The sequence below is a fragment of the Telluria sp. GW821-FHT07G12 genome (genome assembly GCF_059418525.1).
On sequence record NZ_JBWKQA010000001.1, the window covers coordinates 853,186 to 868,050 of the forward strand.

Consider the following 14,865-nt stretch of genomic DNA (forward strand, 5'->3'; position numbering starts at 1 on the left):
CTTGCGCTACACTGAGCGGATTATTTCTGCGAATGGACGGGGAATGGCCGCGATCTTCAGCTTCAGATGCCCATCCTGCGACGACGTCCACGAGGGATCGCCCAGCTTTGCCTTCCACGCGCCCGATCCCTTCTTGGCCCAGCCGGAAGCGGTGCAGAACGCCGGCCATCTCGGCAGCGACCTCTGCCGCTACGAGGACGTGGACGGCCCACATTTCTTCATTCGCGTCCTGCTCGAAGTGCCCATCCACGGCGTCGAAGATCCCTTCCTGTGGGGCGTCTGGGTCTCGCTGAGCGAAACGAATTACCAGCGCTACGTGGACAACTACGATGCGCCGGATACGAGCGACCGCTATTTCGGCTGGTTCTGCAATTGGCTGCCCTGGTATCCGGACAGCCTCAAGCTCAAGACCGAAGTCCATCCGCGCGCAGACAAGCAACGGCCGTTCATCGTGCTGGAGGAAACCGATCATCCACTCTCGGTCGACTATCACCAGGGCATCAGCGTGCAGCGCGCCCAGGAAATCGCCGAGGCCGTCATGCACGGGCAGCCATGAAACTGCTGGCCCTGTGCGGCAGCAAGCGCACGCGCTCGATGAGCGGCGGCCTGCTGCGCGCCTGCCACGCGCTGGCGCCGGGCGGGGTCGATGTCCTTCTCTTCGAAGAGCACAAGCAGTTCCCGCTGTTCAATCCCGAGCTGGCCGCGCTGCCGGCCGGGGTGCGCGCCCTGTACGAGGCCATCGACGGCGCGGACGCCCTGCTCATCGCCAGTCCCGAATATGCGCATGGCGTCACCGGCACCATCAAGAACACGCTGGACTGGCTGGTCGGGCATCCGGGCTTCGTCGGCAAGCCGGTGGCGCTGCTGAATCCGGCCTGGGAGTCGCACCATGCGGACGACAGCCTCAGGGAGATCCTGCGCATGATGTCGGCCGAGCTGATCCTGGATGCCTGCGTGCGCATTCCCGTCATCGGCGCCGGCGTCGCGCCGGATGCGATTGCGGCATCGGCGCGCTTCTCGCCGGCCATCGAAGCGGTCCTGCGGGCCGTCGCGCAACACCTGTCCAGGCCTCGATAAAGGCCCCGGCGCTGCCGGATAACAGTGTGAAAACAAGCCCTTACAGCGCAATACTTGCATAATTTTACGATTGTTAAATTTGCGCGATGATTTGAGAAACAATTTTTTTCCGCAAGTTATTGATTACGCTGCTGTTTTCGCGCTATACTCTCGTTTTTCCAATTGTGGAAGTTTACTCAAGGAGTGCGCTATGGCACGTGTTTGCCAAGTTACTGGCAAGGGCCCGATGGTTGGCAACAACGTCTCCCACGCCAACAACAAAACCAAGCGTCGTTTTCTGCCGAACCTGCAGAACCGTCGTATCTTCGTAGAATCCGAAAACCGCTGGGTCTCCCTGCGTATTTCGAATGCCGGCCTGCGCGTCATCGACAAGCTGGGCATCGACGCTGTGCTGGCCGATCTGCGCGCCCGCGGCGAGAAAATCTAAATAGGGAGCTATCATGGCAAAAACTGGCCGCGACAAGATCAAACTGGAATCGACCGCAGGTACCGGTCACTTCTACACCACGACCAAGAACAAGCGCACGATGCCGGCGAAGATGGAAATCACCAAATTCGACCCGAAAGCACGTAAGCACGTGATCTACAAAGAAACCAAGATCAAGTAATCTGGTTCTTTCGGTTGTAAAAGAAAGCCGCCCACTTCATAGTGCGCGGCTTTTTTGTTTTAGTTCGGGCCCCTCCTCCGCAGGCTCGCTATAGTCGAGTCCGTCTGCCGACCGCCCTGGCCGGCGCTTTGGAGGGAAGAATCATGCGCAATTCACCCCCGAACCTGTTCCGACTGCTGTTCCTGCTGATCCCCGGCCTGCTGGCCGCCTGCACCACGCCCTACCGTCCTGCCGTCGTCGTCCGCGACAGCGCGCCCTTCCCCGGCATCGTCAACCTGGTCCAGAACGGCGGCGGCCGCCCGCTCGACGTCATCCTGGTGCACGGCATGTGCACCCACGATGCGGCCTGGGCGAATCACGGCATCGACCGCATCGCCGGCGTGGTGTCGGCCAATGTGCCCGGGCAGGCGGCGGCCACCGCCAACGGCATCCAGCTCATCGAGCGTACCCAGCAGATAGCCGGCACGCCGGTGCGCTTCCACGCCCTGATCTGGTCGCCGCTGACCGCGCCGCTCAAGCGCCAGCTCGACTACGATAACACCGGCACGCCCACCGACTGCTCGAGCGCCGGCCAGGGCGAGTGCAAGCCGAAGCGCGCCTGGCTGAACGGCTACGTCAAGGATAGGCTGCTGAACGACTGCCTGTCCGACGCCGTGATCTACGAGGGCGCAAGCCACGATGCGATCCGCGACGCCATGGTCGAATCGGTGTCGCGCATCATCGAAAGCAATCCGAACGGCGACCGCACGCTGGCCGTGGTCGCCGAGAGCCTGGGCAGCAAGATCCTGTTCGATGCCCTCAGCAGCATGCTGGAGTCGAGCCAGCCGCGCACCCGCGAGCTGGGCCTGGAAGCCTCGCGCCGGCTGGGTCTGCTGTTCATGGCGGGCAACCAGCTGCCCATCCTCGGCCTGTCGGAACAGAACATCGACGCGCGTCCGGACGGACGGTCGCCCGTTCCCCGCGGCGTGGGCGCGCCGGATTCGCTGCAGCGTTTCCTCGAGCTGCGGCGCCGCCAGTCGCAGACGCCGCGTGCGGAGACGATCGCGCGCCTGGCGGTGGTCGCCTTCACCGACCCGAACGACCTGCTGTCCTACCGCCTGCTGCCGGCACGCTATGCGGCGCCGGACATGCGGGTAGCCGACGTGGCGGTGGCCGACGTGCTGGTGTCGAATGCGGGGACGTGGCTGGGATTGATCGAGAACCCGGTGGCGGCGCACCTGGATTATCTGGAGAACCCGGATGTGGGCGAGTTGATCGCCTGCGGCTTCCCGCGCTTTTCGGGCTGCCGCTGATGCGCGGATGCGGCCCGTAGCGTGCGCCCGGCCAGCGCACATGCGCGTAGATTGAAAGCCTGACCGCCTCATGCCGCGGTCCTTTGCCGCGGCGAGCAAGGCCGCGCGCACGGGAGAACATCATGAAACAGACCGAGCCGCGGGCCACATTCCGTGGCCTGCCGCTGATCCCCGAACAGGACAGCGAAATCCGGCACTACATCCATCTCCGGACCCGCAACGGCGCGCCCTGGAACACCGCCGAGCTGGAGGCCATGCTGCACGACATGCTGGATCCGCCCGAACTCGACGACGAGGACGGCAAATCGGTGAAGGAATCGGTGGCGTCGGCACACACTGCCGCACTCGACGACCAGGGCAACGACGGCGGCAGCCCGCCGTCCTGATGCGGGCGCCTTCGCCGTAAAAAAAACGCCCCTCGAAAGGGGCGTTCTGGATGACAGCAGACTCAGTGCTCAGGCATAGCTGCGCAGGCGCAGCGAGAACTCCTGCAGGGCCTTGATGCCCGACGCTTCCGCGCGGGTGCACCAGTCCTGCAGCTGCTGCAGCAGCTGGTCGCGGGTCGAGTGAGAACGTTCCCAGATCGCGCCCAGTTCCACGCGCATCTCGTGCATGGTCTGCAGCACCTTGCTGTGCTCGAACAGTTCGCTCAGCTGGGCCTGTTGCGGGGCCTGCAGCTTGGCCGGCTCGCGCTGCATCAGCTTGCGCGAGGATTTCAGGAAGCGCTTCTCCAGCTCGGCCTTGGTCTTCAGGTGCTCGATCTCTTCGCGGAAGGCGGCCTTCACCGACTTGGCGTACTTGGCCATCACGTCGTAGCGGTTGGTGATGACGGATTGCAGCGTGTCGAGGTCGGCTTCCAGCTTGTTCTTGGCCAGCCGCGGTTTCGGAATGGTCTTCTTGACCTTGGCCAGGCCGACCATTTCCATCATGCGGATGTAGGCGTAGCCGATGTCGAATTCGTACCACTTGCTCGAAAGCTTGGCCGAGGTCGCGAAGGTGTGGTGGTTGTTGTGCAGCTCTTCGCCGCCGATCAGGATGCCCCACGGCAGCAGGTTGCAGGCTGCATCATTGCAATCGTAATTGCGGTAGCCGGTCCAGTGGCCCAGGCCGTTGATGATGCCGGCCGCGGTGATCGGGATCCACAGCATCTGCACGGCCCAGATCGTGATGCCGGCCACGCCGAACATCATCACGTTGAACGGCAGCAGCATCGACACGCCCAGCCAGCTGTACTTGGTGTACAGATTCTTCTCGATCCAGTCGTTCGGGCAGCCATGGCCGTACTTTTCCAGGGTTTCCAGATTCTTGGTCTCGGCGCGGTACAGTTCTGCACCTTCCAGCAACACCTTCTTGATGCCGCGGGTGACCGGGCTGTGCGGATCTTCTTCGGTTTCGCACTTGGCGTGGTGCTTGCGGTGCACGGCGGCCCATTCCTTGGTGACCTGGCCGGTGGTCGCCCACAGCCAGAACCGGAAGAAATGACTGACGATCGGGTGCAGCTCCAGCGCGCGGTGCGCCTGGTGACGGTGCAGGTAGATGGTGACGGCTGCAATCGTGATGTGGGTCACGATCAGCGTGTACACGACCATCTGCCAGCCCGACAGGTCGATCAAGCCACCGTCCAGGAAGGACAGGACGGCTTCGAAGATGTTGCTCAGAAAATTCATTAACACTCCAGAATGGATGGCTTGGATTCGCCTGAATGTCATACGAATCGCATGACGACAATACGCATTTTACGCGTATCCACTGATGTACGGCACGTTCAGGCGCAATCAGTGCGGATTGCTTATGGATTCGGCAGCGATTCCGGGGCAGGCTGCGTGATTCGCGCCACAACCGATGCTATATGCGCATCGAGCAGGCGAGTATCAAGAGACGGAATGCCAAGTTTGATGTCCCCGGACTGGACCAGGGTATAGATTTTCCTGTTGATTTCGGAAACCACGCCGCCCTGCCCGTTCTCCGGATCGCCGATCCAGAAGCCGAGGTCGAGCTCATAGCCTTCCGGCGCGAAGCGGCTCAGGGACACGCCCGGCGCCGGCGTTTCCAGCACCCGCGGCGTGCCGGCGGCTTGCGCCACCAGCAGCGGCATCACCAGGTCGAGGTCGGAACCATAGGCCACCGTCAGCTTGGTCGAGGCGCGCACCGAGCGCATGCTGAGGGTCTGGTTCAGCACCGGGCCGGAAATCAGCATCTCGTTCGGCAGCACGGTTTCGACGCCGTCCAGGCCCTGCAGCACCGTATAGCGGGTGTTGATCTGGGTAACTTTGCCGGAATACTTGTCGACCGCGATCATGTCGCCGATCGACAGGCTGCGCTCGAGCAGGATGATGAAGCCGGACACGTAATTGCTGGCGATCCGCTGCAAGCCGAGACCGAGGCCGACGCCAAGCGCGCCGCCGAACACCGACAGCACGGTCAGGTCGAGGCCGGCCATGCTCAGGCTGAGCAGCACGGCGCCAATGATCAGGACGGCGCGGCTGACCCGCGCCAGCGCCACGCGCAGCGAGCTGTGCAGCGCCTGCAAGCCCATCAGGCGTTCTTCCAGGGCCGCGCCCGCCCACAGCGCCAGGATCATCAGCACGGCGATCGACACGACAGCCTGCAGGACGTCGCCCAGGACCACCTGGTTCCGGCCCTTCTTGTAGAGAACGGTGGAATCGAGGAAGGCGAAGATATCCGGCCATTGCCCGGTGATATACAGCGCCACCGCGGCCCATACCACCAGCGCGAACACCTTCTCGAAGGTGACGAAGGCTTCGCCCAGCTGCCCATGGCGCGCAAACACGCGCCGCAGCAGGAAAAAGGCGGCGCGGATTACCACCAGCGACCAGAACACCGGAATCGCCACCTTTACGATATTCGTGTGGAAGCGGTTCTGGGCCAGCAGCCAGGTGGAAAGATAGAGCAGGCCGACCACCAGCAGCGGCGCCAGCACGCGCGTCAGGCTGGCCACGCCTTCGTGAAGCGTGATGCCCCGCGCCGTGCGGCGCGCGCGCCACCAGGCCTGCAGCAGGCCCGCGCACAGCCAGCCGATCAGGATGCTGCCGGCGATGGCCCCCACCTGCCACGGCATGCCAGGCCGGCTGAGGTCATCGAGCAGGTCGTCGATCAGGCTGGTGATCTGCAGCGGAGCCAAGATGCTTACTCTGCGGCGTCGTCAGCGCTGTCGTCCGCCTTGGCAGCCTTGGCGGGCTTGTCGCCGGCCTTGCGCTCGAACACGGCGGCAAAGAAGCCGTCGGTGCCGTGCTTGTGCGGCAGCATTTTCAGATAATCGCCCATTTCCAGCGGAATGCGCTGTTCGGCCAGCACCTTGTGCATCGGCACCAGCTCGAAGTCCGGGTGGGTGGCCAGGAATTGCGCGGCGATGCCGTCGTTTTCCTCGTCCAGCAGGCTGCAGGTCGCGTAGACCAGGCGGCCGCCGAACTTCACCAGGCGCGAGGCGCCGTCCAGGATGGAGATCTGCTTCTCGGTCAGCTCGGCCACGCCCGAGGCTTCCTGGCGCCATTTGACGTCCGGATTGCGGCGCAGCGTGCCCATGCCCGAGCATGGAGCGTCGACCAGTACGCGGTCGATCTTGCCGGCCAGGCGCTTCACCTTGGCGTCGCGCTCGTGGGCGATGACGACCGGATGCACGTTCGACAAGCCGCTACGCGCCAGGCGCGGCTTCAGCTTGGTCAGGCGCTTTTCCGACACGTCGAAGGCGTACAGGCGGCCGGTGCTGCGCATGATGGCGCCGATGGCCAGCGTCTTGCCGCCGGCGCCGGCGCAGAAGTCGACCACCATCTCGCCGCGGCGCGCGCCCAGCAGCTGGGCCAGCACCTGGCTGCCCTCGTCCTGGACTTCGATCGCGCCTTCCTTGAACAGCGGCAGGTTCTGCAGCGCCGGCTTCTTCATGATGCGCAGGCCGGTCGGCGCGTACGGCGTCGGCTCGGCGACGATCGGCGCGGTGGCCAGCTCGGCGACGACCTTCTCGCGATCGGTCTTCAGGGTGTTGACGCGCAGGTCCAGCGGCGCCGGGGTGTTCAGCACGGCGGCCAGCTGCAGGGTCTCTTCCTCGCCGTACTGGGCGACGAATTTGTCGTACAGCCACTCCGGCAGGTTGGCGCGCTGTTTTGGCGGCAGCAGCGAACGGTCGATTTCCTGGATGCGCGCCAGAAAGGCGGTTTCGTCTTCGCTCAGGCCGCCCAGCGACTCGACGCCGACGGCTTCGGCCATGCCCAGCAGGACCAGGCGGCGCATGGTGGCGCTGGTACCGGTGCCGAAACCGCCGAAGTCGGTATAGAAGTTCTTGTTGCGCAGGACCGAATACACGCACTCGGCAATGGCGCCGCGCTCGCGGCCGCCGAGGCGGGGATGGTCCTTGAAGTAGCGCGACAGGGTAACGTCGGCCGGCGACATAAAGCGCAGGATCTCGCGCAATACTTCTTCAGCATTGCCGAGAATCGCGGGTGGCAATCTCATGTGTTTCCTTGGTTTAAATACTGGTGGTCTCGGCGATGCGGACTTCGCCGTCGGCGATGCTGAGCCTGTCTTCAACGAACAGGCGCACCGCTTGCGGATAAATGACGTGTTCCTCTTCCAGCAGGCGCTTCGCCAGGCTGTCCTCGGTGTCGCCCGGCAGCACGGGAATGCGCGCCTGCAGCACGCTCGGCCCGTGGTCCAGCTCGGCGGTAACGAAGTGCACGGTGGCGCCATGCTCGCTCACGCCCGCGGCCAAGGCCTGCCGGTGCGTGTGCAGTCCCGGGAACAGCGGCAGCAGCGACGGGTGGATGTTCAGCATGCGGCCAGCGTAATGCTCGACGAAACCCACGGTCAGGATGCGCATGAAGCCGGCCAGCACCACCAGGTCGGGCTGGAAGCCGTCGATGGTTTCCTGCAGGGCCGCATCGAAGGCTTCGCGCGAGGCGTAGGCCTTGTGGTCGACCACAGCGGTCGGAATGCCGTGCGCCTGCGCGAATTCAAGTCCCTTGGCGTCAGGCTTATTGCTGATCACAGCGGCAATGCGGGCCGGCCACTGCTGCGCTTCGCGCGCCCGCACGATGGCTTCCATATTGCTGCCGCGGCCAGAAATAAGGATCACGATATTTTTCATAAGCGCGCATTGTAACCCGAGGCATGGCCTCAAGGAATGCGAGCCGGCCGCGCAAAGGCGGTTTATTCGAATGGGCGGGCGCCTACCCAGCCTACGGATTGCGGCGACTGCGGCTCTTCGAACGAATAAAATACGCGGAACGGGACTTTTTTCTCGGCCCAGAATTCGGCGGCGTCGCGGAAGACGTCGAGCAGGGTTTCGCGGGCTTCCTTGTCGAATTTTTGCGTATTCGGCAATTGATCGAGCACGGCGATGAAACCCGGCTGCGGTCCGGACTCCGCAATCACGTTGGTGATGCAATTACGCAACGCTTCAAAATTCTTGCTGCACTGGCGGGGGAAAGTAAACTGCTCGCCGATGCGGGCGCAGACTTGCTGTTTGGTGAGAGCGTGGGCGCAATGAGCGTAAAGGAAGTGATGGCCCAGGCGGCCTGCTTCCTTCTGCAGCTCCGTGGCGCGGTAGGCCCGGATCGACTGCACCAGATTAGGCGGCACTCTCATCAACAAACTCATTTTCCCCTCAAGTTTCCCACCGTTAAAACCCTTAGTCCCGTAAGGGTAACGTTTTGTGGTATCCAGATCAACCCGAATATGGACGGGCAAGCCAGATTTGTAAGAATTGATGGGCATTTTCAGCCTGTATTAAGGCTTTTTGGCCCTTTTTCGCTCTAGGGACGTATCTGCATGTCTTCTTCTCCCTGTTACATTTTGTTGCCATGCGGATCGCTTTAATGCCGCGACTCGCAGTAACATTCACTCATGGCAGTAAACGTCCAACGAATCCGCAGTACACCTTAACGAGGGTCGAACATGAACTTCAAAGCCAAACTGATTCTTTCCGCTCTGGGCATCTGCGCCCTGCCGCTGGCCCAGGCTGGCGATTTCGAAGACTTCGGCCAGGTCGTACGCGTCCAGCCGCGCATCGAACAGGTCCGTACCCCGCGCCGCGAATGCCGCACCGACTACGTGCAGGCGCCGGTGCAGCAGCAGCGCAGCCAGGGCGGCTCGGTGGTCGGCGGTATCGCCGGCGCCCTGCTGGGCAGCCAGGTCGGCAGCGGTAACGGCAAGGTCGCCGCGGCAGCAGCCGGCGCCATCGCCGGCGCCATGGTCGGCGACCACGTCGAAAACGACGGCCGCAGCGGCTACGCCGGCACCCAGGAGCAGGCAGTGCAGCGCTGCCGCACCGTGGAATCGGTCGAACAGCGCACCAACGGCTACGACGTGACCTACGACTACCGCGGCCACACCTACACCACCGTCATGCCGCGCGACCCGGGCAACCGCATCCGCGTGCGCGTTTCGGTCGAGCCGGAACAGTACTAATCAGTTCTACCGGTGCGGAAGACCTCCTCTTCTTCCGCGCCGTCAGTCCCTCCGCAGCCTTAAGCCAGCTGCATCCTGCCTTGGTGCTTGCACCTCGGCAGGACCTACATCGATAATAGGACGTTCCCTTCAGGTCGCCCTATGCTCATCAAACGCAAATCCATCGAACTGGCCGAATCCTCGCGCCGTCCCGCTCCCGCAGCCGATCGCGCCTCCGCGCCCAAAGCGGCACGCAAGCCGAAGTTCGCTCCCGTCACCCTGTCCGAACAGGACGGCGTGCGCTACCTGCACTTCGGCACCGAGTGGGTGCAAGGCGCCATGCGCATCCGCAAACCGGACTGGCCGGAACTCGAATACGCGCAGCAGATGATGGCCTGGATGCTGTTCATCGAGCAGCCGCGCGCCATCGCCCAACTGGGCCTGGGCGCCGCCACCCTCACCAAGTTCTGCTACCGCCAGTTCCCGCAAGCCCTGGTGACGGCGGTCGAGCTGAACCCGTCCGTGATCGCGATCTGCTCCTCGATGTTCAAGCTGCCGTCCGACGACGAGCATCTGCAGGTGCTGGAAATGGATGCGATGGACTTCGTGCTCGACGACGCCAACCACGACGCCTTCGACGTCCTGCAGTGCGACCTGTACGACGCCACTGCGCGCGGCCCGGTGCTCGACACGCCGGAGTTCTACCAGGCCTGCAACGCCTGCCTGGCCGAGAATGGCGTCATGACCGTCAACCTGTTCGGCGACCATCCGAGTTTTAAAAAGAACATCAAGGCGATGCGCTTCGCCTTCGACACCGTGATTTGCCTGCCCGAGGTCCACGACGGCAACGTGGTTGCGCTGTGCTTCAAGAACAAGCCCGACCTCGACCCGGAACGCCTGGCCGCGCGCGCAGCGCAGATCGTGGCCGCCACCAAGCTGCCGGCCAAGTCCTGGGTAAAAGGATTGCAAACGGCCCTCGCTGCCGATAAACGCTGACGCCACCATGAACGCCCCCGCCGCCGCTGCGCAATCCCGTCCCAAGGCGCTCGATCTGCAGACCATCTTCTCCTGGCTGCTGGCCGACGGCATCGTCGAAAAGTCGACGGTCAAGCCGCACTTCGCGCAGGCCCAGGGCATCCTGAAAAACGCGGTCGGCTCCATGCATCCGCTGACCGCCATCGCCCAGTGCAAGATCGTCTCCGCCAAGCCGCCACACAAGCTGTTGACGCTGGACGTGCTGAGCGAATGGTGCGCCTCCAAGGTCGGCCTGCCCTTCCTGCGGATCGACCCCTTGAAGATCGACTTCACCAAGGTCGCGGACGTGATGTCGGCCAGCTATGCGGCGCGCTTCAACATCCTGCCGGTGGAGCTGAAAGGCGACGCGCTGGTGGTGGCCACCGCCGATCCCTTCCACACCGAGTGGCAGGACGAGATCGGCCGCATCTCGCGCCGGCGCATCGAACTGGTGCTTGCGAATCCGCTCGACATCGCCCAGTACATCTCGCAGTTCTTCAGCCTCGCCAAGTCGATCCGCGATGCGAACAAGTCCAGCGGCCAGGACCTCGCGCTGCGCAACAACTTCGAGCAGCTGGTCGAGCTGGGCAAGTCGAATAAACAGGTCGACGCCAACGACCAGCACATCGTCAACATCGTCGACTGGCTGTGGAGCTACGCCTTCGACCAGCGCGCCTCCGACATCCACCTGGAACCGAAGCGCGAATTCGGCGTGATCCGCTTCCGCATCGACGGCGTGCTGCACCAGGTCTACCAGGTGCCGGCGGTGGTGATGATCGCCATGACCGCGCGCATCAAGCTGCTGGGTCGGATGGACGTCATCGAAAAACGCCGCCCGCAGGATGGCCGCATCAAGACCAAGACCACCGGCGGCCAGGAAGTCGAACTGCGCCTGTCGACCATGCCGACCGCCTTCGGCGAAAAGCTGGTGATGCGTATCTTCGACCCGGAAGTGGTCGTCAAAACCCTGCCGGAACTGGGCTTCCCGCCCGACGACGCCGCGCGCTGGGATGCGCTCACGAAGCGCCCGCACGGCATCATCCTGGTGACGGGACCGACCGGCTCGGGCAAGACCACGACCCTGTACACGACCCTGAAAGCGCTGGCCACCAGCGACGTGAACGTCTGCACGGTCGAAGACCCGATCGAGATGGTGGAAGCGGCCTTCAACCAGATGCAGGTCCAGCCGGGCATCGACCTCTCCTTCGCCGATGGCGTGCGCGCGCTGATGCGCCAGGACCCGGACATCATCATGGTCGGCGAGATCCGCGACCTCGAGACGGCCGAGATGGCGATCCAGGCCGCACTGACCGGCCACCTGGTGCTCTCGACCCTGCACACCAACGACGCGCCCTCCTCCGTGATGCGCCTGCTGGAACTGGGCGTGCCCTGGTACCTGCTGGGCTCGACCCTGAGCGGCATCATGGCCCAGCGCCTGGTGCGCACCCTCTGTTCGCACTGCAAGAGCCCGGACGGCGAACTGTCCGACGAAGTCTGGGACAGCATCGGCGGCGCCTGGAAGATCCCGAAACCGGCCACCGTCTACCGCCCGGTCGGCTGCCCGGAATGCCGCCAGACCGGCTTCCGCGGCCGCACCGGCATCTACGAACTGGTGACGGTGACCGAGCCGTTTACGCACCTGATCAAGGAAGTGACGGACCTGGCGGCGCTGCGCCAGCAGAGCGTGGCCGATGGGATGAAGCCGCTGCGGATTGCGGGGGCGTACAAGGTGGTGGAAGGGGTGACGACGGCGGAGGAAGTGCTGAAGGCGACAACAGTGCACTAGGCACTGTTGTCGATCGGCCTTGTCGTAATTTTCGTACGTAGCTCTGGCGTAAATCAAAACGGCCCGCTATAATGCGAGCCTTCTTCGGGTCGTTAGCTCAGTTGGTAGAGCAGCGGACTTTTAATCCGTTGGTCGCAGGTTCGAGCCCCGCACGGCCTACCAAAGAATTTAGTTGCAAGCGAAAACGCCAGCCTTCGGGCTGGCGTTTTTGTTTTAGCATCTTATTTCGCCGTCAACACCTGCGACGAGATCCGCTCCGCACCGATCTGCTGATCCGTGAACGGCAGCGCCGGCAGCTTTTTCTGCGAAAACAGCGTCAGCTGGTCGGCATAGTAAGGCGACTTCGGATCCACCGACTGCCCATAGACCAGCAGGCCCCGCGCGACCGGCCCGGCATTGTCGAAGCCGACGAGCTGGATGTAGCTGGTGCCCCAGTCCACGTTGCGATACCCCTGCGCCGTCAGCGCCGAGCGCATGTGCAGGGACGAGTAGGAACCGTCTTCGTCGCCCAGGCCGCCATGCAGCGGGTACAGCTTGTTGTTGCGCGTCTCGGTCTGGTAATCGCCCAGCTGGCCGTACACCGGCACGTTCACCGCCTGCATTGCCGCCGATGCCGCGCGCAGCGCATCGAGCAGGGCCGGTTCCGCGCTTGCTGCGACGCCGCTCGGCGTATTCACCGGATCGGCCGGATTGAAGGGCGTCGCCCACAGGTCGGGCAGCGCACGGGCGCGGTTCCAGAACTCGCGGAACAGGACGGCGCCACGGCTGTCGAGGTCAGTTTTCCTGTCCCAGGCCGCCAGCGTTGCGCATGGCACCAGCAGGCGCGCGTCGTTGGCCTTGAAACATGCACGCAGCAGCGAAGGCAGCACCAGCTCCGCGGCGTAGAGCCGGTTTGCGAACATCAGATCCTGCACGTCGTCGATGCGCAGGAAGCGGCGATCCGCCAGCATCTCTTCAACCTGCTTGAAGCCGAGCCGCGTGCGCAGCGACTGCGGCTCGCCGACCGCGCCGAACAGCGGCGAGTAGCCGTAGGGCGCAGGGCCGACCAGCGGCGCCTTGGCGTTCGTCAGCCAATAGGAATCGTTGGAGTTGCCGACGTAGTCCTGGCGTATGGTCGCCGGCGAATTCGCGGCGCCGAACACGCCGGCCGGCGCGTCCGGATCCTGGCCCCAGCCGCACTCGCTGCGCGTGCCGTCGAAGGCGAGCAGCGCCGGCACCAGCAGGCAGTCGGACATGAACTTATCGGTCGTCATGTGGGGCACGACGCTGCCGTCGACATACAGCGCATTGCCTTTGCTGTCGGCCGCGACGGTGTTCACCCAGGGCAGTCCTTTTACCGCATGGATGGCGCTCTGCAGCTGCGTCACGTCGGCGGCCTGCCCCATCTTCAGCCACTGGTCGCCGAGGCGCGTGTTGAAGCGGTTCGCATCCGCCAGCACGAAGGCGCTGTCGCTGGTCCAGCCGATGCCTGCGTCGGGAAGCACGATCACGGCGCCCTGGTGGCTGAAGAAGAACGAGCGCTGCTTCGTCACCAGCTTGCCGTCGGGCTGCAGAACGGCGACCGCGACCTTCCGCTCGGTCATCTTGCGCGGCGCGCCATCGAAGAAATAGGTGGTGCCGGTCGGGTCGGAGGGATCGAGGGCGAGGCGGAAGGTGGTGAAGTGCGAGGCGCTCGTCACCGTATGCGACCACGCGACGTTCCGGTTGAAGCCGATGGTGACGAAGGGCAGTCCACCCAGGCTGGCACCCATCACGTCGTAGCGGTCCGGAACCGTCAAGTGCATCTGGTAGAAACGATCCGGGCCGGACCAGGGGTAATGCGGATTGCCGAGCAGGATGCCCTTGCCGTTGCTACTTGCGGCACTGCCGACCGCCAGCGCATTGCTGCCCACGCCGGCGGGTATGCCGGTCGGCATCGGCGCCCTTGCAGCCGGCATTGCCCTGGCCAGCGAGACGGGTTCGGACGGATCGCGCGAGGCCCCGACGATGGCCGCCGCGAAGGCTTCACCACTGGCGTGCAGGGCTTTTTCGCCAATGACCAGGTAGAGATCGTCGACGGTGATCGGCTTGACCCAGGCCGCGCCATTGCAGGCCTTCGGCAGCCTGCCCTGCTTGTCGGCGAGGAAGCGGTTATAGCCTTCCGCATAACCGGCCAGCAAATCCCTGACGTCCTTGGAAGCGGCCGCGTAGCCGGCACGAAGTTGTTGCAGGTCCAGATAACCCTTGAAGAAGAAATCGCTCTGCTCGTTCGGGAGCTGCATGAACAGGTCGAGGCCGGCGCCGTATTCGCCATTCACGGGCGCGGTGGCCGGGGCGGCGCCGCCGAAATAACGGGAGCGTTCGCCGCGTACGGTCAGCAGCGAATCGGCGAACATGCAGACATTGTCTTCCGCGTATGCATAGGCCGCGCCATAGCCGAGGCTACGGAAATCGCTGGCCTTGACGTGGACGACACCGCGGGTCGTACGGGTGATTTCAGTACGCACACTTGCGGCCGACGCGACATCCGACAAGGCGAGCAAGCTGAGCAAAGCAACAGTCGAGAGCTTCATGGGACTCCAGAGTTTTGTTGTAAAGAAATTGTGTCTGGAGAATAACAGATTTAATAATTTTCACTCGCACGTCTCGTGCACGCGAAACCCAGGATGCATGGAGCGAAAAAATAAACAAAAACGCCAACCCGAGAGTT

At 63.6% G+C, this 14,865-nt stretch carries 15 protein-coding genes and 1 tRNA gene; 10 read left to right on the top strand and 6 right to left on the bottom strand.

Annotated features, from left to right (window positions below; genetic code table 11):
- Window positions 1-43 precede the first annotated feature (43 nt).
- The 6 genes from AC07PE_RS04120 (at window position 44) to AC07PE_RS04145 (ending at window position 3,363) form a co-directional block, all read left to right on the top strand.
- The gene (locus AC07PE_RS04120) at window positions 44-556 is read left to right on the top strand and encodes a DUF2199 domain-containing protein (RefSeq protein WP_498761854.1); all 513 of its coding nucleotides are present in this window, start codon (window positions 44-46) and stop codon (window positions 554-556) included.
- Complete coding sequence (locus AC07PE_RS04125) at window positions 553-1,077, top strand: NADPH-dependent FMN reductase (protein WP_498761856.1); 525 nt, start codon at window positions 553-555, stop codon at window positions 1,075-1,077. The genes AC07PE_RS04120 and AC07PE_RS04125 overlap by 4 nt, the downstream gene beginning before the upstream one ends.
- Window positions 1,078-1,267: 190 nt before the next feature.
- On the top strand, window positions 1,268-1,504 hold the full coding sequence (gene rpmB / locus AC07PE_RS04130) for a 50S ribosomal protein L28 (protein WP_060567073.1): 237 nt from the start codon (window positions 1,268-1,270) through the stop codon (window positions 1,502-1,504).
- Between the two features lie 13 nt (window positions 1,505-1,517).
- The gene (rpmG, locus tag AC07PE_RS04135; protein ID WP_005665735.1) at window positions 1,518-1,685 is read left to right on the top strand and encodes a 50S ribosomal protein L33; all 168 of its coding nucleotides are present in this window, start codon (window positions 1,518-1,520) and stop codon (window positions 1,683-1,685) included.
- Between the two features lie 143 nt (window positions 1,686-1,828).
- Window positions 1,829-2,977, top strand: a complete 1,149-nt coding sequence (locus AC07PE_RS04140) for a hypothetical protein (protein WP_498761860.1) — start codon at window positions 1,829-1,831, stop codon at window positions 2,975-2,977.
- A gap of 122 nt (window positions 2,978-3,099) precedes the next feature.
- Entirely contained in the window at window positions 3,100-3,363 is a 264-nt protein-coding gene (locus AC07PE_RS04145; protein WP_498761862.1) for a hypothetical protein, read from the top strand.
- 69 nt (window positions 3,364-3,432) lie between these two features.
- Here AC07PE_RS04145 and AC07PE_RS04150 read toward each other — a convergent pair whose 3' ends face one another.
- The 5 genes from AC07PE_RS04150 to AC07PE_RS04170 all read right to left on the bottom strand — a co-directional run bounded on the left by AC07PE_RS04150 (window position 3,433) and on the right by AC07PE_RS04170 (window position 8,587).
- Entirely contained in the window at window positions 3,433-4,644 is a 1,212-nt protein-coding gene (locus tag AC07PE_RS04150; RefSeq protein WP_498761863.1) for a DesA family fatty acid desaturase, read from the bottom strand.
- A 122-nt stretch (window positions 4,645-4,766) separates the two neighbouring features.
- The gene (locus tag AC07PE_RS04155) at window positions 4,767-6,119 is read right to left on the bottom strand and encodes a mechanosensitive ion channel family protein (protein ID WP_498761866.1); all 1,353 of its coding nucleotides are present in this window, start codon (window positions 6,117-6,119) and stop codon (window positions 4,767-4,769) included.
- A gap of 5 nt (window positions 6,120-6,124) precedes the next feature.
- The gene (locus AC07PE_RS04160) at window positions 6,125-7,444 is read right to left on the bottom strand and encodes an RsmB/NOP family class I SAM-dependent RNA methyltransferase (protein WP_498761869.1); all 1,320 of its coding nucleotides are present in this window, start codon (window positions 7,442-7,444) and stop codon (window positions 6,125-6,127) included.
- 13 nt (window positions 7,445-7,457) lie between these two features.
- On the bottom strand, window positions 7,458-8,075 hold the full coding sequence (gene purN / locus AC07PE_RS04165) for a phosphoribosylglycinamide formyltransferase (protein WP_498761871.1): 618 nt from the start codon (window positions 8,073-8,075) through the stop codon (window positions 7,458-7,460).
- 62 nt (window positions 8,076-8,137) lie between these two features.
- Window positions 8,138-8,587 (bottom strand): barstar family protein, encoded by a 450-nt coding sequence (locus tag AC07PE_RS04170; protein WP_498762969.1) that lies wholly within the window; start codon window positions 8,585-8,587, stop codon window positions 8,138-8,140.
- 297 nt (window positions 8,588-8,884) lie between these two features.
- Between AC07PE_RS04170 and AC07PE_RS04175 the strand changes: the two genes are divergently transcribed.
- The 4 genes from AC07PE_RS04175 (at window position 8,885) to AC07PE_RS04190 (ending at window position 12,338) form a co-directional block, all read left to right on the top strand.
- On the top strand, window positions 8,885-9,397 hold the full coding sequence (locus AC07PE_RS04175) for a glycine zipper 2TM domain-containing protein (RefSeq protein ID WP_379767889.1): 513 nt from the start codon (window positions 8,885-8,887) through the stop codon (window positions 9,395-9,397).
- A 141-nt stretch (window positions 9,398-9,538) separates the two neighbouring features.
- Window positions 9,539-10,372, top strand: coding sequence for a spermine/spermidine synthase domain-containing protein (locus AC07PE_RS04180; protein WP_498761873.1), 834 nt, complete (start codon window positions 9,539-9,541; stop codon window positions 10,370-10,372).
- A 7-nt stretch (window positions 10,373-10,379) separates the two neighbouring features.
- The gene (gene tfpB / locus AC07PE_RS04185) at window positions 10,380-12,176 is read left to right on the top strand and encodes a type IV pilus assembly ATPase TfpB (protein WP_498761875.1); all 1,797 of its coding nucleotides are present in this window, start codon (window positions 10,380-10,382) and stop codon (window positions 12,174-12,176) included.
- Window positions 12,177-12,262: 86 nt separating this feature from the next.
- Window positions 12,263-12,338: transfer RNA gene (locus AC07PE_RS04190), tRNA-Lys, on the top strand.
- A gap of 59 nt (window positions 12,339-12,397) precedes the next feature.
- Here AC07PE_RS04190 and AC07PE_RS04195 read toward each other — a convergent pair.
- Window positions 12,398-14,728, bottom strand: a complete 2,331-nt coding sequence (locus AC07PE_RS04195; protein WP_498761877.1) for a penicillin acylase family protein — start codon at window positions 14,726-14,728, stop codon at window positions 12,398-12,400.
- Window positions 14,729-14,865: the final 137 nt, after the last annotated feature.